Origin of the sequence: Corallococcus sp. AB030, from assembly GCF_003668965.1 — a bacterium.
Taxonomy (GTDB): domain Bacteria; phylum Myxococcota; class Myxococcia; order Myxococcales; family Myxococcaceae; genus Corallococcus; species Corallococcus exiguus.
Map to the genome: position 1 here is coordinate 1 of NZ_RAWQ01000163.1, position 25,553 is coordinate 25,553.

The window sequence follows — 25,553 nt, forward strand, 5'->3', positions numbered from 1 at the left end:
CCTCCCCCCCTGCCGCCCCGGCGGCCCGCCGCAGGCTTGCCCGCGGCCCCTGCCGCCGCGCCCGCTGTCCGGGTGCCCACGAACCCCGCGCCCATCGGGGGTGGAGGGTTGCCCACGACCACGCCTCCGTCCCCGGCGGCCGCGGCGCGCAGCCCCGGCAAGGGGGACCCCTTCGCGGAGCCCGCCGAGCCCCGGCTGCCCATGGGAGGCTCGCCGGAGGAAAAGCTGGAGTTCTTCCGGGGCATCCTGAAGCAGAAGACGGAGACCCTGGCCCGGGCGCGCGCGCTGTACGCCGAGCGCGAGGGCGAAGTCACCCAGCTCAAGGCCTCGCTGGAGAAGGCGCGCAAGGAGGGCGGCGGTGGTGCCCCGGCGCAGGACGAGCAGCGGCTGAAGCTGGCCCAGGCGAAGGTCGCCTCGCTGGAGGCGGAGCTCGCCGCGTCGGAGGCGGACCGCAAGGACCTCACGCGCGCGCTGGCGGAGGTGGAGTCGGAGGTCCCCCGGCTGACGGAGGAGCTCCACGCCGAGCGCGAGTCGCGCGGGGCGATGGCGGAGGAGCTGGTCGGCGCGAAGGAGGCGCTGGGGCTCGCGCAGGACCGCATGGCGGAGCTGGCCTCCGGCAAGTCCGAGGCGCAGGGCGCGCTGGAGGCGGTCCAGGAGCAGTACCAGTCGCTGCTCGCGGACGTGGAGCGGCTGACCACCGAGCGCGACGCGCAGGCGCTCAACATCAGCCAGCTGGAGACGGCGCTCTCGGAGGCGAAGGGCGCCATGGGTGCCCTGGAGAGCGAAAGCGACTGGTCGCGCAGCTCGCTGGAGGAGGCGCAAACCCACGCGAAGGGGATGGAGGGCGAGCGGGACGCCGCGCGCCGGCAGCTCGCGGTGGTGGAGGACGGGCTCAAGACGCTCCAGACGCAGGTGACGGAGCTGGAGCGCGCGCTCGCGCTGAAGGACGCGGACGCGGTGGGTCTGCGCGCCGCGCTCACCGCGCGCACGGCGGAGGCCGCGGAGCTGCCCTCGCTCAGAAGTGCCCTGGAGGGCCGCGCCGCGGAGGTCGCCCGGGTCCAGGCGCGCGTGCGCGAGCTGGAGGCGGAGGTCGCCCAGGCGCGTGAAGCCGCGCGCTCGGAGGTCGAGGCCGCGGAGGTCCGCGCGCGCATGACCGAGTCGGAGCTGGCCTCCCTGCGCGAGGTGTTGGAGGCCGCGGAGGTCGAACAGGTCTCGCTGCGCGACCGGATGGAGTCGGACGCGGCGGCGCTCGGCGAAGCGGTGCACGAGGCCGAGGTCCGGGTCCACGAGGCCGAGGCGAAGGCGGCGGCGTTGGAGGCCCAGCTGGCGGAGCTCACCGCCCGGTCCACGGCCTCGCAGACCGAGCGTGAGGCGCACCAGCAGCAGCTGGCCGCCGTGGAGCGCAAGCTCGCCACCACGCAGGCGGAGCGCGTGGGTTACTCCGCGCGCGTGTCCATGCTGGAGACGGCCGCGGGCCAGCGCGAGGCGGAGGTGCAGCGCCAGCAGGCCCTGGTCGCCAAGGCCCAGGAGGAGCTGTCGCTGGAGCGCGCCCGCCGTGAGGCGGTGGAAGCCGAGATCGCGGACGCCCGGGTGCAGGCCGCCGAGGCCGAGGGCCGCGCCGAGGCGCTGAGCGCGGGACATGACGGCCAGCGCGATGAGCTGGTCTCCCTCGGCGAGCAGCTGGAGGCGGCCCGCGCGGAAGCGGACAAGGTGGACCGGCTCCAGCAGCGCGTGAAGATGGTGGAGGGCGCGCTGGAAGCCTCCGAGTCCAAGCGGCGCGTCGCCGAAGCGCAGGCGGCCCGCGTGAAGGACCTGGACGCGGCGAAGGCCGCGCTCGAAGCGAAGCTCACGTCGGAGCAGAACGCGAAGGCGCTGCTGGAGGCGAAGCTCGCGCAGTCCGACGTCACGCTGCTGGAGGAGCAGGGCGTGAAGGCGGCGCTGGAGTCGCAACTCGAGGAGGCTCGCGCCGCGCTCGAAGCGGAGCACGTGGAGCGGGCCGCGCTGGAGGCGAAGCTCGGCGAACCCCAGGCCCAGGCGGGTGACACACGGCAGGCGGAGAAGGCCGCGCTGGAGGCCCGGCTCGCCCAGGTCAGCGCTTCGCTCAAGGCGGAGCAGGCGGCCCGTCAGGCGCTCGAAGCGAAGCTCGCGGCGGCCCCTGCCGCCGGCGCGGACGGACCCGCGGACCTGGCGGCGGAGCGCGACCAGCTCAAGGCGGACGTGGCCTCCATGAAGCGCAAGCTGATGGCGGCCGAGGCAGCGCTCGAATCGGCTGCCAGTGCCAAGGCGAAGGTGGCGCGGCTGGAAGCGCAATTGAAGGCTCTGAAGTAGAGGTTGGACCTCCATGTCCTTCGCCGCGCCCACGGACCCATTGACGGGCATGCAGGCGGCCCGCTTCGGGCTGTACCTGCACTTCCCGTACTGCCTGGCCAAGTGCCCCTACTGCGACTTCGCGGTGGCGGTAGCGCGCCAGGTGCCAGAGGAGCGCTACGCGAACGCGGTGCTGGCGGAGCTGGACGCGCGCCTCGCCGCCGACCCGTCGCTGCGCACGAAGCCGCTGGAGTCCCTCTTCCTGGGCGGCGGCACGCCGTCCCTGTGGCACCCCCGCCACGTGGCGCGCGTGCTGGAGGGCATCGCCGCGCGCATGTCGCTCGCCCCCGGCCTGGAAGTCTCGCTGGAGGGCAACCCGGAGCGCGCGGACGCGGAGCGCTTCGCCGGCTACCGCGCCGCGGGTATCAACCGGCTGTCCCTGGGCGTGCAGTCCTTCCAGCCTCAGACGCTGAAGGCGCTGGGCCGCGCGCACGACGCCGCCATGGTGGAGGGCGCGGTGGCGGCGGCGCGTCAGGCGGCCTTCCCGGTGGTGGCGATGGACTTCATCTACGGCGTGCACGGCCAGACGGTCGCGCAGGTGGAGGCGGACGCACGCCGCGCGGTGGCGCTGGAGCCGGAGCACCTGTCCACCTACGCGCTGACGGTGGAGCGCGAGGTGCTGGCGGAGTCCACGCCGCTGTCCAAGCAACTGGACCGCGGCGAGCTCTCCCTGCCGGAGGACGACGACGTGGTGGCCATGGCCCAGGTGGTGCGCGACGTGTACGGCGCGCACGGCCTCACCCGCTACGAGGTGTCCAACCACGCACGCCCCGGCCTCGGCTCCCGTCACAACGCGCTGTACTGGACCGGCGGCGAGTACCTGGCCCTGGGCGTTGGCGCCACCGGCATGCTGCTGTCCCCCACGCCCCACCGCTACGTGAACCTCCGGAGCCCGGAGGCCTACCTGCGCACGGTGGAGGAGGGGAGGCTCCCGGAGGCGAGCCGCGAGGACCTGGGCCCCGAGGAGCTCTTCGCCGAGCGGCTGAGCATGGGCCTGCGCCTGGTGTCGGGGGTGGACTGGGAGGCCGTCTGTGAGCGATACGGCCAGCCCGTGGAGCCCCGGCGCGCGGAGGTGGAGCGGCTGGTGGCCCACGGCTTCGCCACGCGTCATGGCCGCAGGCTGGCCCTGACGGAGCGGGGGGCGGACGTGCACAGCGCCATCTGCGCGCGGCTGCTGTAGGTGGATCCAGGAAGGACGAGTCGACCGTGCTGACCAAGTGGTTCATGTGGATGGGCCTCACCATGCTGACGGGCAGCCCGCTGCTGTCCCTGGGGCTGCTGGCCGTGCTGCTGTTCGCGGCGGACCGGTTCACGTTGCAGGTGCTGCCCAGCCCCATGCGCGCCTTCAAGCGGTGGCAGCGCGCGGGGGAGCTCGCGGGCACCATCCTCACCAACACCCACGACCGCCGCGCCCGCGCGGAGCTGGCCGACATCCGCGTGGGCCAGAAGCGCTACCAGGAGGCGGTGGACCTGCTGCGCCCCAACCTGGACGCGGGCGACGACGACGTGGACACCCTCTACCTGCTGGGCGTGGCCTACCTGGGCGCGGGCGACGCGCCCCGGGGCGAGCTGCTGCTCACCGAGGCCGAGCGCCTGGACGCCGACTACCGCCAGGGCGCCATCGACCTGGAGCGAGGCCGCTTCCGCCTCCTGCGCGGCGACTTCAAGGGCGCGCGTGAGGCCCTGGAGCGCTTCCTCCAGGTGCGTCAGGGCTCCGTGGAGGGGCGCGTGCTCCTGTCGCGCGCGCTGGACAAGGAGGGGCTGGACATCGAGGCAAAGGACGCCCGCGACGCCGCCTGGCGCGAGTACGCCATCGCCCCGCGCTTCCAGAAGCGCCGCGACCGCTGGTGGGCGTACCGGGCCCGTCCGTCCCGCCCGCTGACGTACGCCGCCGTGGCCCTGGTGTTCATGGGCGTGGGGGCGTACCTGACCCGCTTCCTGCCCACTCACGACACCTACGGCCCCTACGGCGTCTATGAGGATGAGCCCTACGCCGCGGACGACATGGGCGGCGACGACGCGGAGTAGTAGTAGGCTTTCCGCGCATGTTCCCCCTGCCGTCCCAGGTGTTGCGCCAGCGCGAGGGCCTGCTGGCGGACACGCCCTTCCCGCTGCTCTTGCATGCGCTGATGGTGGAGGAGCGCACCTGCACGCTGGAGCTCAAGGTGCGCCAGCGCGAGAAGCGCATCACCTTCGAGGACGGCGCGCCGGTGGGGTGCAACTCCAACCTCCTGCACGAGACGCTGGGCAAGTACCTGGTGGAGAAGGGCCGCCTGACTGAAGGCGACTACCAGAAGTCCCTGGCGGAGAGCGTGTCCTCGGGCATGCAGCTGGGCGGGCTGCTCGTGCAGAAGGGGCTCATCAGCCCCTTCGACCTCTACAAGCAGCTCCAGGCGAACCTGGCGCACAAGCTGTTGGACTGCTTCCGCTGGACGGAGGCGAAGTACCGCCTCATCGCGGACGTGGAGCACCCGGACGCCACCGTGCGCGCCAACACCGCGCAGCTCATCCTCACGGGCGTCTCCACCCAGCTGCCCTTCGACACCGTCGCCACGCACTTCACCTTCACGGACGACCGCCGCTTCGGGCAGATGCCCGGCGTGGAGTCCGCCCCCAAGCTGTCCTCCAAGGACGCGCGCCTGTTCCAGGCCCTGCGTCAGCGGCCCACCTTCAACGAGCTGCTGGAGCGCACCGGCTTCGAGATGGACTCCGTGCTGCGCCGGCTCTACGCGCTGTGCCTGCTGGGCGTGGCGGGCTTCGCGGAGGACGCGGACGCGAGAGCCGAGGAGCTGGCCCGCAAGGCCCCCGCCGCCGCGCCCGCCCCGGAGCCCGTCTCCACGCCGGTGCCCGTGCCGGCGCAGGCCCCGTCCGGCACGCCCTTCGCGGACGAGGACGAGGCCGCGCGCAACGCGCTCGTGGGCGCGTTCCTCAACCACCGCGGCCTGGATCCGTTCGCGCTGTTGGACGTGCCGGAGGACGTGCAGCCGGTGGCGCTGCGCAAGGCGTTCCTCGCCGCCGCGGACCGCTTCTCTCCGCTGCGCTTCCAGACCTCGGAGCTGAAGGAGAAGGCGGAAGGGATGCTCGCCGCGTACGCGCGGGCCTACGGCTTGCTGTCGGAGCCGGAGCAGAACGCGCTGTGGAAGAAGCGCCGGCAGGCGCACCGGGAGAAGGCGCGCAGCAACACCGGCCGGCCCTCCACCGCGGAGCAGTTCCGCATCCGCACGGACCTGCTGGACGCCACCACCCAGTTCGACGAGGCCAAGCGGCGCCTGGAGGCGCGCAACTTCGCGGGTGCCTTCGAGTACTTCGAATACGCCTGCGACATCGACCCCCGTCCGCTGTACCAGGCCCACCGCGCCTGGGCGCGCTACCTCATGAAGCCGGAGGCGCACGGCCGGCTGGTGCTCCAGGAGCTCCAGGAGCTGACGCGCCAGGAGCCCGGCCTGGAAGAGGGCTGGGCCTTCCTGGGCGACGTGGCCCGGGGCGAGGGCCAGTGGGCGCTCGCGGAGGATGCCCTCCGCAAGGCCTTCAAGCTCAACCCCCAGCAGCGCCGCTACGTGGCGCTCATCCAGGAGATTGCCCGGCGGCGGTGAAGGCCCGCCGGACGAAGGACCTCGGGTGCGGGGCTACAGGCTCTGCAGGGTGGCGCGGTCGGCGGCGGACAGCCCCTCGCCCTGGGACACGTGGTGGACCACGGTCTGGACGCGAGCGGCGGCTTCACGCGTGAGCTTCTTGCCCGCCAGGAGCGTGAACACCTCCTGGAAGTCCTTGTGCGTGACGGCGGGCCCCAGCTCATACCGGTCGTCCAGGCCCGTCGTGGAGCGGTCCTGGTTGACGCAGTAGGCGAACAGCGGGGCGAAGTAGCGCTCACCCGGCGGCACCACGATGCTGACCGTCTGCACGATGATGCCGTTCTGCACGTCGTCGCTGGTCGACTTGAGGATGAGCCCCGGCGGCAGCGTCACGGTGATGGGCGTGCTCGTGGTGTTGTTGAAGATGAGGCACACCCGCACCTCCTCGCCCGTGCCATTGGCCTCGTCCGAGTACTTGTCGTCGCAGTCCTCGGGGTTCTCCGGCACGTAGGCGACGATGGGGTTCTCCAGGGTCAGCCCCGCCGGCAGCGCGAAGGCCTGCCCCGTCGGGTCGTCCTTCGAACGGCCCAGGCCCGGCCCCAGGGACTTGCCGGTGTTGGTGCCCCCATCGGAGGTGGTGCCTCCGTCCGTCTTGCCGCCGCCCTCGCCGTCGTCACTGCAGGCCGCCAGCAACGCCACCGCCAGCACCACGCCCATTCGCTTCGCCACGTGCCAGTTCATGCGATTCGTCTCCCTGCGTCTCAACGCGAATGCCCGTGCCAACCATGGCATACGCACAGCGTCAAGCACCCAGGGCCCCGGCCGGCCCGATAATGTCCGCAAGCCCGGTGGCCGGGCCTGCATTCCCGGCCACTTGGCCGATTCCCGCCGAACCTACGGGCGGTATGGTAACGGCACAATGGGTCGGGAAGACTCCCACCTTGGGGTATTTTCAGTACAGGGGCGAAGCATGAGGCGCGGCAACGAATCAGGCCAGGCGGCGGTGGAGACGGCCATCGTCTTGCCCCTGTTCGTGTTCATGCTGCTGGGCATCCTCCAACTGGGGTTGATGCACCAGGCCCGGCTCCTCACGAAGTACGCGGCCTACAAGGCCGTGCGCGCCGGCTCCCTGCACAACGCGGACATCCCCACCATGGAGAAGGCCGCACTGGCGGTGCTGCTGCCCATGGTGAGCACGGCCGCCAGCGGGGGCGCGGAGATCATCAAGCCCATCACCAGCGCCGGTGACTTCAAGTCCAAGTTCGAATCCGGGGACATCTCCAAGAACAAGATGAACGACGCCTCCGGCCTGAAGTTCGCGGAGGTCACCATCTGCGGCCCCCTCAAGGGGAACATGGGCTCCGGCTCCCATGGCAACAAGGAGATGGACTTCGATGATCCGAAGGTCGCCTCCGGAGAAGGCGGCTGGGCGGACAGCCTGCGCACCAAGCTGAGCGTGCAGGTGACGTTCAACTACCGCATGCCCATCCCGTTCGCGGACATGGTCATCTACAACATCGCGCGCGGCCGGGACCTGCCGTACGTCTTGCGCCTGGGCAAGGACTCGGACCGCGACGAGTTCATCGTCAAGAAGATGTCCAAGTACGACTCCGCGGCGGACAACAAGCTCTACATCCTGCCCATCCGCGCCACGTACATCATGCGGATGCACTCCAACATCTACCTCACCCAGAAGGAACTTCCGGAGGAGAACGAATGCATCTTCCCGTTCGAACCGTGAGGTCCGCCTCCCGGCCCAAGCGCCGCCACCGGGGCCAGGCCCTGGTGCTCGCGTGCCTGTCGTTCCTCCTGCTCGCGTTGATGACGACGCTGAGCTTCAACCTGAGCCACGCCCTGCGGGAGAAGATGAGCCTGCAGCAGCACAGCGACGCGCTCGCCTACTCCATGGGCGTCGTGGAGGCGCGCGCGCTCAACTACTACGCGGCCAGCAACCGGGCCATCGCGTCCTCCTACGTGGGCATGACGTCCGCGCACGCGTACATGGCCGCCGCCAGCGCCACCGGCGACATGATGCGCGCCGGGCAGATGAGCTTCTTCATCGTCGCGGCCCTGGAGGTGGCGCAGTGCCCGCCCTACAACTTCCAGCACTGCTTCGACGCGATTGAAGCGCTGATGATCGCCATGGACTACAGCTCCAAGGCCAGCGACTACGACTCCAAGGTCAAGGACGTGGAGGACAAGTTCAACAAGGTCATCCAGGACCTGAACAAGATGGCGAACAGCATCCATGACTCGCAGAAGTCCGCCCACAGCAAGGCGCGCAGCGCCGTGCGCGGTGGACAGTCCGCGAACCTGTCGAACCTGACCGACTACAACGTCCCCGGCGCCAACTCGCTCGACTCGTCCGTGGGCGGGCTCAACGGCGAGGAGTTCGACTGCGCGGTGGATGGCATGAACTGCTCGCGCGCCAACTCCAGCAACAAGGCCCGCGCCCAGGTGATGACGGAGATCTCCAACGCCTCTCGCCCCAGCTGGGCCGCCAACCGCAGCCTGCCCGTCATCATGAACGGGCTGCCCACCTACTTCAAAAGCGACTTCATCAAGGACCTGCTCAAGGACATCCCGGGTGAGGGCACGCACGTCATCATGGGCCACCAGGGCACGGCCAAGGTCGCCCAGACGAAGAGCAACATCCACGGCCCCGGCCAGGTCACCGGCAACGAGGGCAAGGTCGTGGTCGCGGACGAGCACGGCACCCTCCTGTCGCAGTGGCGCCACGGCTTCGGCGTGGGCACCTACAAGGCCGTGGTGGAGAGCAGCGAGAACGGCGGCAGCCACGAGCCCTCCGGCGCCCACAGCGGCCAGCACGACGAGTTCAAGGGCATCAACACCAAGGACCTGATGTCCTGCACGGCCAGCGGCAACTGCTTCATGAAGTTCCGCGCGGACGACAACCCGGACACGGACTGGGGCCAGCCGCACGTCTACAGCTACGTCACCAAGCAGTTCTTCGTGGGTGACCCGAAGAAGGCGCCGTGGGAGCTCAACGACACCGGCTCCTTCACGCTCACGCACGGCGCCCAGGGCGACGGAAAGCTGCAGCTGGCGCCCGGCGAAGGCGCGGCGCTCTCCAAGGCGCTCGTCTACTACCACCGCCTGGGCCCCAACGGCTGGAAGGAGGCCCCGGGCCTCTTCAACCCCTACTGGCGCGTGAAGCTGCACCCGTTCACCGCGCAGGAAGCCTCGCGCGTGCTCAACCGCGCCGGCAACAGCGACGCGGCGGACCTCGCGGGCGCCAAGGACCTGGCCCTATGAGCTCCGTGCACCCGCAGAGCCGCCGCGTCCGGGGCGCCGCCTCCGTGGAGATGGCGCTCTCGATGATCGTCCTCATCCCCATCTTCATGTACGCGCTCTTCCTGGACGACCTCCTGCGCTACTCGCTGGATGCCCAGGAGGCCGCGGTGACGACCATCTGGGACTTCACCACGCAGGACTACACCAAGGCGCTCAAGCAGAGCGGCGGCGGCGGCAGCGGCCCCCAGGGCGGCAGCTCCAACGTGCAGCACAACGCCCGCCTCACCTACTGCGACCACGAGTCCGGCATCGACCGGCCGGACGCCATGTCCGGCAGCAACTACGCGGACTGCGAGGACCTGGACCACCACCTGGCGGTCGTCGCCCACGTGTGCTGGATGAACGACAAGGCCAAGCAGGTGACGTGCGAGGCGCCGGACACCGGCGCGGCGTCGCTGGGCGGCCTGGCCGGCCAGTACCAGGGCCAGTTCACCAACGGCGGCTACATCGAGTGCTCCGCCCGCGCGGTGGTGGAGAACTACCTGCTGCCCGAGCAGTTCCTTCCGGAGTTCAGCAAGAAGGAGCTGACCAAGAAGAACTGGAAGGGCGAGGGGAACGTCCACTCGAACGCCCAGGCGGGCAAGGAGGGCGAGATGAGCGCGGGCGGCAATGCGTACTTCCTCAAGGAACAGCGCATGAGCATCATCACCGACACCTGGGCGCTGACGGAGGACGCGGACATCTCCCCGTCGGACTCCAGCGGTGAGTTCTACGAGCGCGTGGACTACGTGTACTCGAACGTCACCGGCGCCATGACCATGAAGAGCAGCATGATGGACTTCCGCAGCGCGCTGACGCAGGACCTGCTGGACGGCGCCATGCTCTTCATGTTCGAGGACTCGCCCAACAACCCGTACGTGTCCATCCACCCGCACCTGGCCAACATGCAGACCCCGGCCAACACCGTGGACCAGGAGGGCAGCACCCGCTACTTCAACCAGGAGTGGCGTGACTGGGACAACGACAAGAACCAGAACACCTACAAGCACGGGCAGCGGGGTGAATGGTACATGGGGTGCAAGGATCCGGAGTCGTGCTGAAGGCGCTGACCGCGCATCCCGCCTTTCGCACCGCGTCGGTGCTGGTGACGGTGGCGGTGGCGGGCGTCCTCATCGGCATGGGCATGGAGGAGGCGCGCTACGGGGGCGCCCGCTCGGAGCTGGAGCGGGCGGAGGCCGCCGCGGACGAACTGGACCAGGAGGCGACGGCGGCGCAGAGCGGCCCCACGCGCTCCAAGCGGGACGAGGCCGTCCTGGCCCGCACGCTGACGTACTTCCCGCCCTATCCCAAGGCCGGACGCCCGGAGGCGCTGGCCGCGGACTACCTGGGGCCGGACACGCCCATCGCGGTGGCGTGGTTCTCCACGCAGGACTCGTCGGACCAGGTGCTGCAGCACTACCGCAAGGTCATCCTGGACGAGGGCCTGCCCGTCGTGGGCGTGCGCTTCAACGACAACGCCGGCTACGTGGGGTACTGGGTCCCGAAGGATGACGAGGTGCGGCTGATGTCCACGCTGCACCAGGGGGGCGAAACCCTGGTCTTCGTCTCCTCGGCGCGCATGCGCAACTACCTGGAGCGCGCCGGCCGGGTGCCCTCGGGCGTCCCGGTGCCCCGGGGCCTTCAGGACGTGGCGTCCCTGTCCCTGCGGATGGAGGGCGCCACCAGCATCACCGTGTCGGGCCGGGTGCCTGACACCACGCTCTCCGAAGCGGAGCAGGCCTACCGCGCGCAACTGCGCGACCAGGGCTGGAGCGTGACGGAGGCCCGTGAGGAGGAGGGCTTCCAGGAGACCCAGCTGAGCCTGACGCGCACGGGGCTGCGCGGACAGGCCACCTTGAGGCAACCCGCCGCGCAGCAGTCGGTGGACTTCCACCTGTCCCTGATGCGGGCCCAGGCCGCGCCGTGAACGCGGCGCGGAGAGAGTGACGAGTGATGAAGCGTTTCAAGAACCCGGTCCTGGCCCTGTCCCTGAGCGTGGGCGCGCTGCTGTGGGCCCCGCAGGCCTTGGCTGCTGGCCCCAGCTGCGAGCGCCGCTGCGCGGACGACAAGGCGAAGTTCGAGAAGGTCTGCAAGGAGAAGGCGAAGAACGCCATCCCCTACTGCATGAAGGTCGCCGGCCAGGCGCGCGACAAGTGCATGAACCAGTGCCGCACGGGAAAGAAGGGCGGCGGCGACACGAAGATGGAGGCGCCCGGTGAAGAAGACGCGCACTAGCCTGAAGCAGGCCCTCCAGCGTGGCCAGGCCATGTCGGAGTACGGCGTCATCACGGCGGCGTTCTTCGGCTTCACCGTGATGAGCTGGCCGTTCCTCGTCCAACTGCTGCGGGCCCTCAACACCTACTTCCAGTCCATCTACTACATCATCCAGTCGCCCATCCCCTGACGCCGGGGACGGGCGGCCGGAAGCGGCTCAGGGCTTCACGGTGGTGACGAACACCGCCTTGCCGCCCTCCACCTTCATCACCACGGCCTGCTTCACCGCGTCGCGGTTGGCGTCCAGGTTGATGGTGCCCGCCACGCCCGGGAAGTCCTTCGTGGACGCGATGGCATCTCGCAGCGCGGGGCCCGAAGTGTCCGGCGCGCGCTTCATCGCATCCACCAGCAGGCGCGCGGCGTCGTACGCCAGCACCGCCACGCTGTCCGGCACGGCTCCGTAAGCGGCCTTGTACGTCTTCAGGAAGTTCTGCACGACGGGGTCCGGGTTGTCCGGCGAGTAGTGGTTGGAGAAGTAGCTGCCCTCCAGCGCGGAGCCGCCCAGCTCGTACAGCTTGTCGGAGTCCCAGCCGTCACCGCCCAGCAGCGGCACGCGCAGGCCCACCTCGCGCGCCTGCCTCGCGATGATGCCCACGTCCGTGTAGTAGCCCGGGACGAACACCGCCTCCGGCTTCAGGTTCTTGATGGACGTGAGCTGCGCGCGGAAGTCCGTGTCGCCCTTGGAGTAGCTCTCGTTGCCGACGATGGTGCCGCCGAACTCCTTGAACTTCTGGTTGAAGACCTCCGCCAGCCCCACGGAGAAGGCGCTCTTGTTGTCCGTGAGCACCGCGACCTTGGACAGCTTCAGGTTCTCCCGCGCGAACTTCGCCATCACCAGGCCCTGGAACGGGTCGATGAAGCAGACGCGGAAGATGTAGTCGCCCTTCTTCGTCACCTCCGGGCTGGTGGAGGTGGGCGTAATCATGGGCACCTTCCCCGCCTGCGCCTTGTCCGCCATGGCCATGGACACGGACGACGCGGCTTCACCCAGCAGCGCCACCACCTTGTCCTGCGCGATGAGGCGCGTGGCGGCCTGGGCGCCTTCCTCCGGCCGGCCCTGGCTGTCGTAGACGCGCACCACCAGCTTCTGGCCGCGCACGCCGCCCGCGGCGTTGGCCTCCTGCAGCGCCAGGTCGATGCCGTTGCGCGCGGAGATGCCGAAGGTGGCCTCGGAGCCGGTGAGGCTGCCCACCTCGCCAATGAGGATGCTGCCCGCCGGCGGAGGTCCCGGCGGAGCGGCCGTGGCGCCACCCTCTTGCGTGGCGGGCGCGGGCGCGGGGGCCGGGGCGGACTTCTTCTCACAACCCACCAGGGCCAGGGCCAGCGCGGTGAGCAGGAGGGGGAGGGAACGGCGCATCGGTGGGGCTCCTCGGGGGGAGACGGACTCAAAAAGCGGACGGCTCCACCCTAGCTTGCTCGGTGGAGTGCGGCGAACCCACACCCGACGTAACGGGCAGGGAAGCGCTCTGGATTTGAATGTGGACTGAACAGGTCCACATTACATAAGAGGCCGTCGCGGGCATCGGGCCCGCGGACAGCCACAGGAGACACCCCTACATGCTCCGGATGAGCAAGATGACCGACTACGGCATCGTGCTGATGACCGAGCTGGCGCGCGCGGACGGGGAAACCCGCACCACGCGAGAGCTGGCGGCGCGCACGCATGTCGCCCTTCCGTCCGCGAGCAAGGTCCTGAAGGGACTGTTGCAGGCGGGTCTGGTGGTGTCGCACCGGGGGGCGAATGGCGGCTACGGCCTGGCACGTCCGGCGGAGGCCATCTCGCTGGCGGAGCTGGTGTCCGCGCTGGAGGGGCCGGTGTCCCTCACGGAGTGTGGCCAGCACCAGGGCAAGCCCGCGGGCCCCTGCGAGCTGGAATCCGTCTGCCAGGTGCGAGGCCACTGGCGCCTCATCAACCAAGCCATCCAGGAAGCGCTGGGGAAGCTGACGCTCGCGGACCTGCGCGCGCCCGCGCCCCGCATGCCGGAGCGGCTGGTGGGCCTGGGCCTGCCGGCGTCCATCAGCGCTCCCGCTTCCGTCACGGGAGTCCGCTCATGAGCACCACCGAAACCATCCAGGAACTCACCCGCAAGGGCTACCAGGCGGGCTTCGTCACCCAGGTGGAGTCGGACACGCTGCCGCCCGGCCTGGACGAGGACGTCATCCGCGTCCTGTCCGCGAAGAAGAACGAGCCGGCCTTCATGCTGGAGTGGCGCCTGAAGGCGTACCGCCACTGGCTCACGCTGAAGGAGCCGTCGTGGCAGGCGGTGAAGTACAACCCCATCGACTACCAGGCCATCCGCTACTACTCGGCGCCGAAGCAGAAGCCGAAGAAGGACAGCCTGTCGGAGGTCGACCCCGAAATCCTCCGCACCTACGAGAAGCTGGGCATCCCGCTGGAGGAGCAGAAGCGCCTTCAGAACGTCGCGGTGGACGCGGTGTTCGACTCCGTGTCGGTGGCCACCACGTTCCGGGAGAAGCTCTACAAGGCGGGCGTCATCTTCTGCTCGTTCTCCGAAGCGGTGCGCGAGCACCCGGAGCTGGTGGAGCGCTACCTGGGCACGGTGGTGCCCTTCTCCGACAACTTCTTCGCGGCGCTCAACTCCGCGGTCTTCAGCGACGGTTCGTTCTGCTACGTGCCCAAGGGCGTGAAGTGCCCCATGGAGCTGTCCACGTACTTCCGCATCAACGCGGCGGACACGGGCCAGTTCGAGCGCACGCTGCTCATCGCGGATGAAGGCGCCTCCGTGAGCTACCTGGAGGGCTGCACCGCGCCCATGCGCGACACCAACCAGCTGCACGCGGCGGTGGTGGAGCTGGTGGCGCTGGACGGCGCGTCCATCAAGTACAGCACGGTGCAGAACTGGTACCCGGGCGACGCGGAGGGGCGCGGCGGCATCTACAACTTCGTCACCAAGCGCGGCATCGCGCACCAGCGCTCCAAGATTTCGTGGACCCAGGTGGAGACGGGCTCGGCGATTACGTGGAAGTACCCCAGCGTCATCCTCAAGGGGGATGACTCGGTGGGCGAGTTCTACTCGGTGGCGCTCACCAACCACCGGCAGCAGGCGGACACGGGCACGAAGATGGTGCACATCGGGAAGAACACCCGGTCCACCATCGTGTCCAAGGGCATCTCCGCCGGCCGCGGGCAGAACACGTACCGGGGCCTGGTGAAGGTGCTCAAGAGCGCGGCGAACGCACGCAACTACACGCAGTGCGATTCGCTGCTGTTGGGTGACGAGTGCGGCGCCCACACGCTGCCGTACATCGAGGTGAAGAACGCGACCGCGCAGGTGGAGCACGAAGCGTCCACGTCGAAGATTGGCGAGGACCAGCTCTTCTACTGCCGGCAGCGCGGCATCTCGCAGGAGGACGCGGTGTCGATGATCGTGAACGGCTTCTGCCGGCAGGTCTTCAAGGAACTGCCCATGGAGTTCGCCGTGGAGGCGCAGAAGCTCTTGGGCGTGAGTCTGGAAGGGAGCGTGGGGTGATGGCGTCGTTGTTGAGCATCCAGGACCTGCATGCCCGCGTGGGCGGCAAGGACATCCTCAAGGGCATCAACCTGGAGGTGGGCGCTGGTGAGGTGCACGCCATCATGGGCCCCAACGGCTCCGGCAAGAGCACGCTCGCGGGCGTGCTGGCGGGGCGTGAGACGTACGAAGTGACGAAGGGCACCGTGCGCTTCGACGGCAAGGACCTGCTGGGCACGCCGCCGGAGGAGCGCGCGAAGGCGGGCGTGTTCCTGGGGTTCCAGTACCCGGTGGAGATTCCCGGCGTGGGCAACCTGCACTTCCTGCGCACGGCGCTCAACGCGCAGCGCCGCGCCAAGGGCGAGGAAGAGCTGGACGCGATGGACTTCCTCTCCCTGGCCAAGGAGAAGGCGAAGCTCGTGCAGTTGGACGCGGCGTTCATGAACCGCTCCGTGAACGAGGGCTTCTCCGGCGGAGAGAAGAAGCGCAACGAGATCTTCCAGATGGCGGTGCTCCAGCCGCGGCTGGCGCTGCTGGATGAGACGGACTCGGGCCTGGACATCGATGCGCTGCGCATCGTCGCGGGTGGCGTGAACGCGCTGCGCGCGAAGGACCGGGCGATCGTGATGATTACGCACTACCAGCGGCTGCTGGACTACATCGTGCCGGACCACGTGCACGTGATGGTGGCGGGCCGCATCGTGCGCTCGGGGGGACGCGAGCTGGCGCTGGAGCTGGAGGAGAAGGGCTACGGCTGGATTGGCGGGGAGGGGGCCGGTAAGGCGAAGGAGGCTCGGCCATGAGCGCGTCCCACTACGTGGACGTGGCCCGGGCCTTCCAGGCGCGCGCGGATGTCCCTGCGTGGCTCCAGGCGCTGCGTGAGGAGGGCTTGAGCCAGTTCCAGGCGCGCGGTCTGCCCACGTCCAAGGACGAGGAGTGGAAGTACACGCCCGTGGCCACGCTGTCGTCGCATCCGTTCCAGCCCGTGCGGGACGTGTCCGTGGGCGAGGACGTAGCGCAGGCGGTGGCGCGGCTGGCGCTGCCCGGTCCACGGCTCGTGTTCGTGGATGGGAGATTCGTGCCGGCGCTGTCGGTGCTCGCGGGGCTGCCGCGCGGAGTGGTGCTCAAGCCGCTGTCGCAGGCGCTGCGCGAGGATGGGGCGCTGTTGCAGGAGACGCTGGGCCAGCGCGCTCGGCCGTCGGGGCATGCCTTCACGTCGCTCAACGCGGCGCTGCTGGAAGAGGGCGCGCTGCTCACGCTCGCGCCTCGCGCCCTGAGCGAGGTGCCGGTGCAGTTGCTGTTCCTCGCGCGCGGCGGCGACGGGCCGGTGCTGGCCAGTCCGCGCATCGTCGTGGTGGCGGGCGAAGGCAGCGAGGCCACGCTGGTGGAGACGTACGCGAGCCTGGGCTCGGGCGCGACGTTCACCAACGCGGTGACGGAGGTGTCGCTGGGGGACAACGCCAGCCTGCGCCACTTCAAGCTCCAGGCGGAGGGTGACACCGCGCTGCACCTGGGCGGGCTGTACTCGCGGCAGGGGCGCGACAGCCGCTTCCAGTCGCACGCGTTCTCGTTTGGCGGTGCGCTGGCTCGCAATGAAGTGCACGCGGCCTTCGCGGGCGAGGGCGGCGAGTGCGTGCTCAACGGCCTGTTCGTGGGCCGGGGCACGCAGCACCTGGACAACCGCACGGACCTGGACCACGCGGTGCCGCACTGCTCCAGCCGTGAGCTCTACAAGGGCGTGCTGGACGACCGCGCGCGCGGCACCTTCCACGGGAAGATCCGCGTGCGTGAGGACGCGCAGAAGACGGACGCCAGCCAGCAGAGCCGCAACCTGCTGCTCTCCGAGGGCGCGCAGGTGGACGCCCGGCCGCAGTTGGAGATCTTCGCGGACGACGTGAAGTGCGCTCACGGCACGGCGGTGGGCCGGTTGGATGACAACGCGCTGTTCTACCTGCGCTCGCGCGGCATCCCGAAGGTGGAGGCGGAGCGGATTCTGACGCAGGCCTTCGCCAGCGAGCTGGTGCGCGCGGTACCGGAGGGTCCGGTGCGCGCGCGGGTGGAGGCGTTGCTCGCGGAGAAGCTGCCGGGTTCGGCGGAGGTGATGGGATGAGCGGCCCTGGATTCGACCTGGCGCGAGTGCGCGCGGACTTCCCCATCCTCCGGCAGGAGGTGCGGGGCCGGCCGCTGGTGTACCTGGACAGCGCGGCCACGGGGCAGAAGCCGCAGGCGGTGCTGGACGCCATCACGCGCTACTACACGCACGACAACGCGAACGTGCACCGGGGCGTGCACATCCTCTCCGAGCGCGCCACGCAGGCCTTCGAGGACGCGCGCGAGACGGTGCGCCGCTTCATCCACGCCAAGGACGTGCGCGAGGTCATCTTCGTGCGCGGCACCACGGAGGCCATCAACCTGGTGGCCGCCACCTACGGCCGCAAGCACGTGGGCCCGGGCGACGAGGTGCTCATCTCCGCCATGGAGCACCACTCCAACATCGTGCCCTGGCAGATGGTGTGCGACGCGGCGGGCGCGAAGCTGCGCGTGATTCCCGTGGACGAGCGCGGCGAGCTGCGCATGGACACCGTGGACGCGCTGCTCACGGAGAAGACGCGCCTGCTGGCCATCACGCACGTGTCCAACGCGCTGGGCTCCGTGAACCCCATCAAGGAGCTGGTGGCCAAGGCGCACGCGAAGAACATCCCGGTGCTGGTGGACGGGGCGCAGTCGGTGACGCACTTCCCGGTGGACGTGCAGGACCTGGGCTGTGACTTCTACGCCTTCAGCGGGCACAAGCTCTTCGGGCCCACGGGCATCGGCGTGCTGTACGGCAAGCTGGCCATGCTGGAGTCGCTGCCGCCGTACCAGGGCGGCGGGGACATGATCCTCTCCGTGACGATGGAGAAGACCGTCTACAACCGCGTGCCGCACCGCTTCGAGGCGGGCACGCCGGACATGGCGGGCGCGGTGGGGCTGGCCGCGGCCATCCGCTACCTGGAAGCCGTGGGCATGGAGAACGTGTCCCAGCACGACCAGTGGTTGCTCGCGTACGCGACGGACGCGCTCCAGTCGATTCCGGGGCTCAAGCTGGTGGGCACGGCGCCGCACAAGACGGGCGTGTTGTCCTTCACGCTGGAGGATGTCCACCCGCACGACGTGGGAACCATCCTGGACCAGGAGGGCATCTGCATCCGCACGGGGCACCACTGCGCCCAGCCGCTGATGCAGCGCTTCGGGGTGGCGGCCACGGCGCGCGCGTCGCTGGCGCTCTACAACACGCGTGAGGACGTGGACGCGCTGGTGAAGGGCCTGCACAAGGTGAAGGAGGTGTTCGCGTGAGCTCGGACCTCAAGGACCTGTACCAGGAGGTGGTGCTGGAGCACTCCAAGCGCCCGCGCAACTTCCGGGTGGTGGAGGGCGCCACCTGCGCGGCGGAGGGCTACAACCCGCTGTGCGGCGACCAGCTCTCCGTGACGCTCAAGCTGGAGGACGGCGTCATCCGCGACATCGGCTTCCAGGGCCAGGGGTGCGCCATCTCCAAGGCGTCCGCGTCGCTGATGACGGGCGCGGTGAAGGACAAGACACGGGAAGAGGCGCACGCGCTCTTCGAGCGCGTGCACACGCTGGTGACCGAAGGGCCGGACAAGGTGGACGTGGAGTCGCTGGGCAAGCTCGCGGTGCTGTCGGGCGTGAGCGAATTCCCGGCCCGGGTGAAGTGCGCGAGCCTGGCGTGGCACACGCTGAACGCGGCGCTGGACGGCCGCTCCACGTCGGTGTCGACGGAGTAGGGAGGGGTCATGCGAGGCGCGATGACGGTCATCGAGCGCGACGTGGACGCGATGCTCATCCCCAGCGGGGACAAGGTGTTGCTGCCGGCGGGCTCGGAGTTGACGGTGGTGCAGACGCTGGGCGGCAACGTCACGGTGCAGGATCCGTACGGCCAGCTGTTCCGCATCGACGAGAAGAACGCGGACGTGCTGGGCGAGGAGTACGCCGCCAAGGCGAAGACGACCGATGAGAGCGTCACGCCCGGCGAGTTCCACGAGGAGCAGGTCTGGGAGCAGCTCCGCACGGTCTACGACCCGGAGATCCCGGTGAACATCGTGGAGCTGGGGCTGGTGTACACGTGCAAGGCCACGCCGATGGACGAAGGCGGTCAGCGCGTGGACATCGAGATGACGCTGACGGCGCCCGGCTGCGGCATGGGGCAGGTGCTGGTGGAGGACGTGCGCTCCAAGGTGTCCTCGCTGCCCGGCGTGAAGGAAGCCCACGTGGAGCTGGTGTGGGAACCGCAGTGGGACCAGAGCCGCATGTCGGACGTGGCGCGGCTCCAGCTGGGCTGGATGTGAGCGCTCGTCGCTAGACCAGGGCCTTGCGGCCGCGCGCGACCAGGCCCAGCGTGGCCGCGGCGGCGAGCCCACCCGCGAGCCAGCGGGGCCAGCGCGGCGCGGCTTCCGCAGTGGAGCGGCGGGCGATGGCGGGCGACATGCGCTCCGCGAAGAGCTCCACCATCGCGTGCTCGAAGGCGAGCAGGTCGTGGGGCCCGCGGCTGGACACCCAGTTGCTGTCGCGCACCACGGGCTCGTCCGTCCAGTGCGCGCCCGCGTTCTCCATGTCATTGCGGATGCCCGGCCAGGACGTCAGGTGCCGGCCCTCCAGCAGTCCCGCGGACGCGAGCAGCCACGGCCCGTGACAGATGACCGCGATGGGCATGTCCAACAGGTCCGCGTCCTTCACGAAGTCCAGCGCCAGGGCGCTCTGCCGGAGGAAGTCCGGGTTCATGAAGCCGCCGGGCAGGAGCAGCGCGTCGAAGTCCGCGGCCTTCACGTCGCGCAGCGTGGCGTCCACGCGCACCTTGCGGCCGGGCACCAGCAGGTTCATGCCCCGGATGCGGCCCTTGTGAAGGGAGACCACGGTGACGCGCGCGCCCTCTCGTTCCAGGCGCTTCACCGGCCGCGTCAGCTCCACCTGCTCGAAGCCATCCGCCGCCAGCACGGCCACTCGCATCCCCTTCAGCTTCTTCATTGCCCTGTCCTCCCGATGTCGCGATGTCCGGGCATGCCCTACAACCCGAACCTGCACAGTGGTCATGCCCTTCCGGGAGGGGAAGCGGAGGGCAGGCGGACAGGCAGGCGCCTGGGGTGATGCCTTCTCGCGGGGTGGTGCGGCGCGGCATGCGGCGGCGCTGGACGCCTTGGGGGAACGGCTTTACGACAAAGGCAGTCCGCCTGAACGCGGGCCCCCTTTTGGAGGCGCACGGCATGTCCCCCTCGTTTTCTTCACGGATGCACCGCGGCCTGCTCGCGAGCACCGCGCTGCTGCTGGCCCCGCTGGGCTGCGCCACGTCGTCGCATGCGGGCGCCGCGCGCGACGAGGCGGCCTTGCGCACGGACGAGCCGCCGCGCGTGAAGCCGAAGTGGGGGCTGGTCATCCATGGCGGCGCGGGCGTGATTTCGCGCGAGAACCTGACCCCGGAGCGCGAGGCCGCGATGCGCGCCGCGCTCACGCAAGCGCTCCAGGCGGGGCACGCGGTGCTTGCGAAGGGCGGCCGCAGCATGGACGCGGTGACGGCGGCCATCCGCGTGATGGAGGACTCGCCGTACTTCAACGCCGGCAAGGGCGCGGTGTTCAACCACGACGGCGTGAACGAACTGGACGCGGCGGTGATGGACGGCAAGACGCGCATGGCCGGCGCGGTGGCCGGTGTGCACCACATCCAGAACCCCATCGACCTGGCTCGGCTGGTGATGGAGAAGTCGCCGCACGTGATGATGGTGGGCGACGGGGCGGAGGCCTTCGCGCAGTCGCAGGGCATGCCCCTGGTGGACGCGAAGTACTTCTACACGGAGGAGCGCTGGCAGGGCCTCCAGCGCGCGCTGGAGCAGGAGAAGGCGAAGGGGGCACCGCCCGCGGAACAGGGTCAGCCGTCCACGCAGGGCCTGTTGCCCGCACAGCCTTCCGCACCGGGCCAGCCGCCCGCACAAGGCGCATCGCCCGCAACGCCCGGACAGCCGCTGACGCCCGCGCAGCCGCCCGCGTCGGCGCCGCAGCCGGGCCAGCCCGCGACGCCCGCGCAGCCGTCATCACCGGCGCAGCTGCCCACGCAAGGCGCGACGCCCGCGACGCCCTCGCAGCCGCAGCCCGGCTCATCGCTGACGCCGGGCGTGGATCCCATCACGGGAGACCACAAGTTCGGCACGGTGGGCGCGGTGGCGTTGGACCAGGAAGGCAACCTCGCGGCGGGCACGTCCACGGGCGGCATGACCAACAAGCGCTTCGGCCGGGTGGGGGACGCGCCCATCATCGGCGCGGGCACCTACGCGGATGAGCGCTGCGCCGTCTCCGCCACGGGCCACGGCGAGTTCTTCATCCGCTACACGGTGGCGCGCGACATCTGCGCCCGCGTCGAGTACCAGGACCTTCCGCTGCCGGAGGCCGCCAGCTACGTCATCAACGATGTGCTGGTGAAGGCCGGCGGCGAGGGCGGCGTCATCGCCATGGACCGCCAGGGCCACGTGGCCATGCCCTTCAACTCCAGCGGCATGTATCGCGGCTACATCAGCGAGGACGGCACGCCCACCGTCGCCATCTTCCAGCAGCCCTAGGCGGCCGGGCCCGGCTCCGCGCACCCCTGACGGGTGCGCGGAAGCGGCTCGAGGACTACTGCTTCACGAGGAACAGCTCGCGCACCTGGAGCAGGTCCACGTCACCGGCGAAGCCGGAGAACTTCTCGTACTCCGCCGGGCTGACGCGGGCGCGGGGCAGGTTGAAGGACTCCGAGATGCTGAGCGTGCGTCCGTCCTGCTTCTCCGACCGGGTGTAGTGGCCGAACTGGCTGTCCACCTTCAGGCCCGTCTGCGGGTCGCTGAGCTTCCAGCCCTGGGGCAGGGTGACCGAGACGTTGGTGCGGCTGGCCTCCGTGTCGTCGATGTAGAGCGGCGTGGTGCGCGTGGACAGCTGCACGTAGCGCCGGCCCAGCAGGGCGGGGAAGGTGAGGGGGCCCAGCGCCATGCGGCTGTCGCCCTCCATGCGCCCGAAGCGCGGCACGGTGAACGCGTAGCGCAGCACGAAGGGCGCGCCCACGGCCTCCTCGTGCTCCAGCTTCACGGACGACAGCTCCGCGCCGCCGAAGTAGCGCGCCACCGCGCCCTGCAGCGCCTGGTTGCGGCTCTCCGCGGAGAGCTGCTCGAAGGCCTCGGCGATTTGAGCGGCCTCGAAGCCGGAGTAGACCTCCTCGCCCTGGCCCTTGAGGCTGCCGTCGGCGCCCAGCTCCAGCGTGAGCTTCACGTCCTTGCCCGTGCGCGGCTTGAGCGGCGGCGTCTTCACCTTCTGCAGGGGCTTGCCGGGCTCCGGCAGCAGGTACGCCTCGCGCTCGCCCGTGGCGGTCTCCGGCAGTTCGCCGAAGGGGCCGTAGCGCACGGACGTGTCCAGCCACACCGGCTGCTCACCTGGCACCTCCACGCGCAGCGCCGCGTAGGGCAGCAGCGCGTCCGCCGGGAAGAGGTACGGCGACGGGTCGGTGTTGAAGGTGCGGATCGCCGCGACGCGCGACGGGATGCCCAGCGTCTCCAGGCCCGCCTTCATCACGGTGAGCCGGCTGCCGCGGTCCTGAGCCACCGTGGAGGCCGCGGACTGCGCCAGGCTCGCGTCGCGGCCGGAGAAGCGCTTCATCGCCGCGGAGTGCAGCGCCTTCACCGCCTCCAGGCCCTTCTTGCCCTCCGTGGCCTGGCGCGCGAACGCCTCCACCTCCGAGGTGCGGATCCACCGGTCCTGGAACGCGTCGCCGTACACGCGCGCCAGGCCGTCGTTGCCCGTCTCGCCCGCGCCCACCATCACGAAGGGCAGGTACTCATTGCCAGAGGGCGGCGCGTCCGGCTCCGGGATGAACGGCGGTACGCGGCGCGCGTCGTAGTGGAACACCTCCACGTCGCCCTTCACCTCTGGCGGCGGCGCCTTCATGCCGTGCGCGTCCACCTTCATGCCGCTGCCCTTGGGCGCGACCACGGTGTACGTGCTCCACGCGTTCGGCTGGTTGGCGATCTGGAAGTAGAACGCGGACGCGGTGAAGCCCGGCTGCGCGGGGCCGCGGTCGCTTTCGGGCAGCAGGTACTCCACCTCCACGGAGTCACCGACCTGCACGCCGGGCAGGCTCATGGTGTCCTTGCCCTCGATGTTCTCCGGCTCCAGCACGCGGCCGTCCGCCTTGAGCGTGCGCAGCGCCAGCACCTGGGCGCCGCGGGGGATGTTCGCCTCCGCGATCTCCTGCACGCCCGACTGCTCCAGCGCCTTCTGGATGGTGTGGATGCGGTTGACGATGGAGCCGTCCGGGTAGACCTGCACCGCCGCCGCGTCCAGTACGTACGCCGCCGCGCTGCCGCCGGTGACGGGCGCCGCCTCGTAGGCCTTGAGCGCCTCCTTGCCGTCGATGGCGTACGCCGCCAGCACCTCCTTGCCCGTCTTGGCGCGCTCCACCGCGCGGCGCAGCGATAGGTCCGTGCCGTCCAGCTTCAGCGCCTGCTCGCGCAGCTTCAGGGCTTCCGCGCCCTGGCCCGCGTACTCGCGCACGTCCGCCAGCCGCTTGAGGATTTCGGCGTTGCGCGGCCACACGGCGGCCTGCGCCTGGAGCACCTTCGCCGCGTCGTCGTAGCGGCGCTGGCTCACGTAGACGCCGGAGAGCGCCGCGGCGGTGGTGAGGTTGTCCGGGTCCTGCGCGAGCAGCTGCGTGTATCCCTTGGCCGCGCCGTCCAGGTCGCCGCGCGTGCGCAGGTGGTCCACCCGCCGCGCGTCCGCGCCGGGGCAGCCCTCCTGGGCCTTCACCAGCTCGTCGGTGCGGGTCACCGCGTCGCGACGGCGCGCCAGCGAGGACTGCAGGCCCAGCGCCTCGCACAGGCCCGGCTGGGCCTCCAGCGCCGAGGCCAGGGCCACCTCCGCCTGCGCATCCACGTCCAGCGCCAGCGCGGCGCGGGCCTGGAGGATGTGCACCGGGAAGCCCGCGGGCTTCACCGCGTCACGCGCCGTCTTCAGCGTGTCCAGCGCGGTGGCCGGCTGGCCGTCATCCAGGAAGAGGTCCGCGCGCAAGAGCAGCGCGGCCACGTTGCCCGGGTCCTTCGCCAGCGCCGCCTCCAGGTCTCGCGTGGCCCGGCCTCGCGCCACCTTGGACGGGATGCCGCGGTCCTGCGCGGCCTGCTCCGCGCGCAGGGTGAGCAGCGCGGGCGTCGTCGCCTCCAGCTTCGCCATCAGCCGGTGCGTGCCGTCCAGGTCTCGCGCCAGGCCGTCGCGCACCGCCAGGAAGTTGCTCAGCGTCTCGCCAGCCTCGCCCTGGAGCGCCTGGGCCACGTCCTCCGCGCCCGGGTACATGTCCGGGGCCTCCACCTCGCCCGGGGCGCTCGCGTTCCAGCGCGGCGCGGGCCCGGTGGCGGCGGTGAGGCGCGCGCCGGAGGGGCTCCCGTCCGCCTTCAGCAGCGCGAAGGAGAGGCCGCCCTGCGTGTTGTCGCGGGACATCTTCACCACGAAGCGGTGCTTGCCGGCGGGGAGCTCCAGCGCGCGCACGCTCACCGTGGACGCGGTGCGCGCCCAGTCGCGGCGCTCCAGCACGGGGGCGCCGTCCATCAGCACGCGGTGCGACGTCTGGCTCACCGTGCGCAGCACGTAAACGCCGGCCTGCGCCACCTCCGCGTCGATGCCCAGCGCGTACATGTCCCCGTGGCCGGGCTCGCCGCCCAGGTCCAGCCGGCCGTCCGGCGAGCGCAGCGTGCGCGCCGTCAGCGGGCCGTACGCGCCTGTGAAGGGGCCCGCGAAGGAGCCGTCCTTCTCCGGCGCGATGGGCTCGTCGATGGCCAGCACATGGAAGGGAGAGAAGGGCCCCACCAGCGTGGCCTCGCCCGCGCCGCCCAGGTCCTTGAGCGTCTGGGCCTGGGTGGCCGTGTCCGCGCGCAGGCTCGCCACCGACAGGCGCGCGGCGCGCAGCAGGTAGGCCGTCTCACCCCGGGCGCCCGCGGTGAGCGCGGCGTCCACGCCCTTGAGGATGTTGTCGTCCTCCGCGCGGGAGGTGCCCACGCGGTCCAGCACGTAGCGCGCGGCGATGACGGCCACCGGGTGGCGGGGCGCGCGCTTCACCAGCTCCAGCGACGCGGCGAGCGCGCGGTCGGACTGGCCATTGCGCCGGGCCAGCAGCACCTGTCCCTGCAGGGCGTACGGGTCGCCAGGGTCCTTCTGCACGGCGGCGTCGAAGCGCTGCTGGGCGAGCTTCACATCGCCCGCGACGAGGTACGCGTGGAAGCCCGCGAACGCGAGCGTGCGCGCCTCCGCGTCAGCCTGGCCGGCCCGCTCCGCGGCGGACTCAAGCACGTGGGGCGCGACGACGGAGGAGGGCCGGGGGCAGCCGGTGAGGCCGGCGACGAGGGCGAGCGCGGTCAGGCCGCTGCGAAAGGTGCGCATAGGGGAGCCGAGGGATAATGCAATCCCCTCGGCGAGGCCATATTCCCCTTGAGGTGCTTGTCCGGAGCCAGCCCGGCTGTGTCCCCTAGCGACGCTTCGGGGCGGGCTTGGCGGGGGCCGCCTTGACCGGCTGGCGCTTGGG

At 70.5% G+C, this 25,553-nt stretch carries 22 protein-coding genes; 18 read left to right on the forward strand and 4 right to left on the reverse strand.

Annotated features, from left to right (window positions below):
* From D7Y15_RS46650 to D7Y15_RS31060, 4 genes are all read left to right on the forward strand, one after another.
* Positions 1–2,328, forward strand: a 2,328-nt coding sequence (locus D7Y15_RS46650; protein WP_304988691.1) for a plectin 1 isoform 8, incomplete at its 5' end; no start/stop codon positions are given.
* A gap of 13 nt (positions 2,329–2,341) precedes the next feature.
* The gene (hemW, locus tag D7Y15_RS31050; protein WP_121754838.1) at positions 2,342–3,547 is read left to right on the forward strand and encodes a radical SAM family heme chaperone HemW; all 1,206 of its coding nucleotides are present in this window, start codon (positions 2,342–2,344) and stop codon (positions 3,545–3,547) included.
* 29 nt (positions 3,548–3,576) lie between these two features.
* Positions 3,577–4,395 carry a hypothetical protein gene (locus D7Y15_RS31055; protein WP_233605157.1) on the forward strand — a complete coding sequence of 273 codons (819 nt, stop codon included), beginning with the start codon at positions 3,577–3,579 and terminating at the stop codon, positions 4,393–4,395.
* Between the two features lie 17 nt (positions 4,396–4,412).
* Positions 4,413–5,960: a DUF4388 domain-containing protein gene (locus D7Y15_RS31060; RefSeq protein WP_121754840.1), complete on the forward strand. Its 1,548-nt coding sequence runs from the start codon at positions 4,413–4,415 to the stop codon at positions 5,958–5,960.
* Between the two features lie 33 nt (positions 5,961–5,993).
* Here D7Y15_RS31060 and D7Y15_RS31065 read toward each other — a convergent pair whose 3' ends face one another.
* Complete coding sequence (locus D7Y15_RS31065; RefSeq protein ID WP_120580565.1) at positions 5,994–6,680, reverse strand: hypothetical protein; 687 nt, start codon at positions 6,678–6,680, stop codon at positions 5,994–5,996.
* 229 nt (positions 6,681–6,909) lie between these two features.
* Between D7Y15_RS31065 and D7Y15_RS31070 the strand changes: the two genes are divergently transcribed.
* Genes D7Y15_RS31070 through D7Y15_RS31095 form a run of 6 tightly spaced genes read left to right on the forward strand, consistent with a single transcriptional unit; the run spans position 6,910 to position 11,637 of the window.
* Entirely contained in the window at positions 6,910–7,680 is a 771-nt protein-coding gene (locus tag D7Y15_RS31070) for a TadE/TadG family type IV pilus assembly protein (protein WP_120580564.1), read from the forward strand.
* Positions 7,677–9,215, forward strand: coding sequence for a TadE/TadG family type IV pilus assembly protein (locus D7Y15_RS31075; RefSeq protein WP_306464234.1), 1,539 nt, complete (start codon positions 7,677–7,679; stop codon positions 9,213–9,215). The genes D7Y15_RS31070 and D7Y15_RS31075 overlap by 4 nt, the downstream gene beginning before the upstream one ends.
* On the forward strand, positions 9,212–10,294 hold the full coding sequence (locus tag D7Y15_RS31080; RefSeq protein ID WP_121754841.1) for a hypothetical protein: 1,083 nt from the start codon (positions 9,212–9,214) through the stop codon (positions 10,292–10,294). The genes D7Y15_RS31075 and D7Y15_RS31080 overlap by 4 nt, the downstream gene beginning before the upstream one ends.
* Complete coding sequence (locus tag D7Y15_RS31085) at positions 10,288–11,160, forward strand: hypothetical protein (protein ID WP_121754842.1); 873 nt, start codon at positions 10,288–10,290, stop codon at positions 11,158–11,160. Before D7Y15_RS31080 ends, D7Y15_RS31085 begins: the two co-directional genes overlap by 7 nt.
* 26 nt (positions 11,161–11,186) lie before the next feature.
* On the forward strand, positions 11,187–11,468 hold the full coding sequence (locus D7Y15_RS31090; protein ID WP_120580560.1) for a hypothetical protein: 282 nt from the start codon (positions 11,187–11,189) through the stop codon (positions 11,466–11,468).
* Complete coding sequence (locus D7Y15_RS31095) at positions 11,449–11,637, forward strand: hypothetical protein (RefSeq protein WP_120580559.1); 189 nt, start codon at positions 11,449–11,451, stop codon at positions 11,635–11,637. Before D7Y15_RS31090 ends, D7Y15_RS31095 begins: the two co-directional genes overlap by 20 nt.
* A 27-nt stretch (positions 11,638–11,664) precedes the next feature.
* Here the strand turns inward: D7Y15_RS31095 and D7Y15_RS31100 are convergent, their stop codons facing one another.
* Positions 11,665–12,864, reverse strand: a complete 1,200-nt coding sequence (locus D7Y15_RS31100; protein WP_121754843.1) for an ABC transporter substrate-binding protein — start codon at positions 12,862–12,864, stop codon at positions 11,665–11,667.
* A 200-nt stretch (positions 12,865–13,064) separates the two neighbouring features.
* Here D7Y15_RS31100 and D7Y15_RS31105 point away from each other — a divergent pair, with 200 nt between their 5' ends.
* From D7Y15_RS31105 to sufT, 7 genes are read left to right on the forward strand one after another with little or no spacing between them, the layout of a single operon-like run.
* Positions 13,065–13,562, forward strand: a complete 498-nt coding sequence (locus D7Y15_RS31105; RefSeq protein ID WP_120580581.1) for an SUF system Fe-S cluster assembly regulator — start codon at positions 13,065–13,067, stop codon at positions 13,560–13,562.
* Entirely contained in the window at positions 13,559–14,998 is a 1,440-nt protein-coding gene (gene sufB, locus D7Y15_RS31110) for a Fe-S cluster assembly protein SufB (protein WP_120580582.1), read from the forward strand. Before D7Y15_RS31105 ends, sufB begins: the two co-directional genes overlap by 4 nt.
* A complete protein-coding gene (gene sufC, locus D7Y15_RS31115; protein ID WP_120580583.1) occupies positions 14,998–15,780 on the forward strand; it encodes a Fe-S cluster assembly ATPase SufC in 783 nt (260 codons plus the stop codon). The genes sufB and sufC overlap by 1 nt, the downstream gene beginning before the upstream one ends.
* Complete coding sequence (sufD, locus tag D7Y15_RS31120; protein ID WP_120580584.1) at positions 15,777–17,087, forward strand: Fe-S cluster assembly protein SufD; 1,311 nt, start codon at positions 15,777–15,779, stop codon at positions 17,085–17,087. The genes sufC and sufD overlap by 4 nt, the downstream gene beginning before the upstream one ends.
* Positions 17,084–18,313, forward strand: coding sequence for a cysteine desulfurase (locus tag D7Y15_RS31125; protein ID WP_120580585.1), 1,230 nt, complete (start codon positions 17,084–17,086; stop codon positions 18,311–18,313). Before sufD ends, D7Y15_RS31125 begins: the two co-directional genes overlap by 4 nt.
* Positions 18,310–18,762, forward strand: a complete 453-nt coding sequence (gene sufU / locus D7Y15_RS31130; protein WP_120580586.1) for a Fe-S cluster assembly sulfur transfer protein SufU — start codon at positions 18,310–18,312, stop codon at positions 18,760–18,762. Before D7Y15_RS31125 ends, sufU begins: the two co-directional genes overlap by 4 nt.
* Before the next feature lie 9 nt (positions 18,763–18,771).
* A complete protein-coding gene (sufT, locus tag D7Y15_RS31135; RefSeq protein WP_121754844.1) occupies positions 18,772–19,323 on the forward strand; it encodes a putative Fe-S cluster assembly protein SufT in 552 nt (183 codons plus the stop codon).
* A 10-nt stretch (positions 19,324–19,333) separates the two neighbouring features.
* Here the strand turns inward: sufT and D7Y15_RS31140 are convergent, their stop codons facing one another.
* Positions 19,334–19,999 (reverse strand): type 1 glutamine amidotransferase domain-containing protein, encoded by a 666-nt coding sequence (locus D7Y15_RS31140; RefSeq protein ID WP_120598963.1) that lies wholly within the window; start codon positions 19,997–19,999, stop codon positions 19,334–19,336.
* Between the two features lie 236 nt (positions 20,000–20,235).
* Here D7Y15_RS31140 and D7Y15_RS31145 point away from each other — a divergent pair, with 236 nt between their 5' ends.
* Positions 20,236–21,579 (forward strand): isoaspartyl peptidase/L-asparaginase family protein, encoded by a 1,344-nt coding sequence (locus D7Y15_RS31145; RefSeq protein WP_233605156.1) that lies wholly within the window; start codon positions 20,236–20,238, stop codon positions 21,577–21,579.
* A gap of 55 nt (positions 21,580–21,634) precedes the next feature.
* Here the strand turns inward: D7Y15_RS31145 and D7Y15_RS31150 are convergent, their stop codons facing one another.
* A complete protein-coding gene (locus D7Y15_RS31150) occupies positions 21,635–25,411 on the reverse strand; it encodes a tetratricopeptide repeat protein (RefSeq protein ID WP_121754845.1) in 3,777 nt (1,258 codons plus the stop codon).
* Positions 25,412–25,553 lie beyond the last annotated feature (142 nt).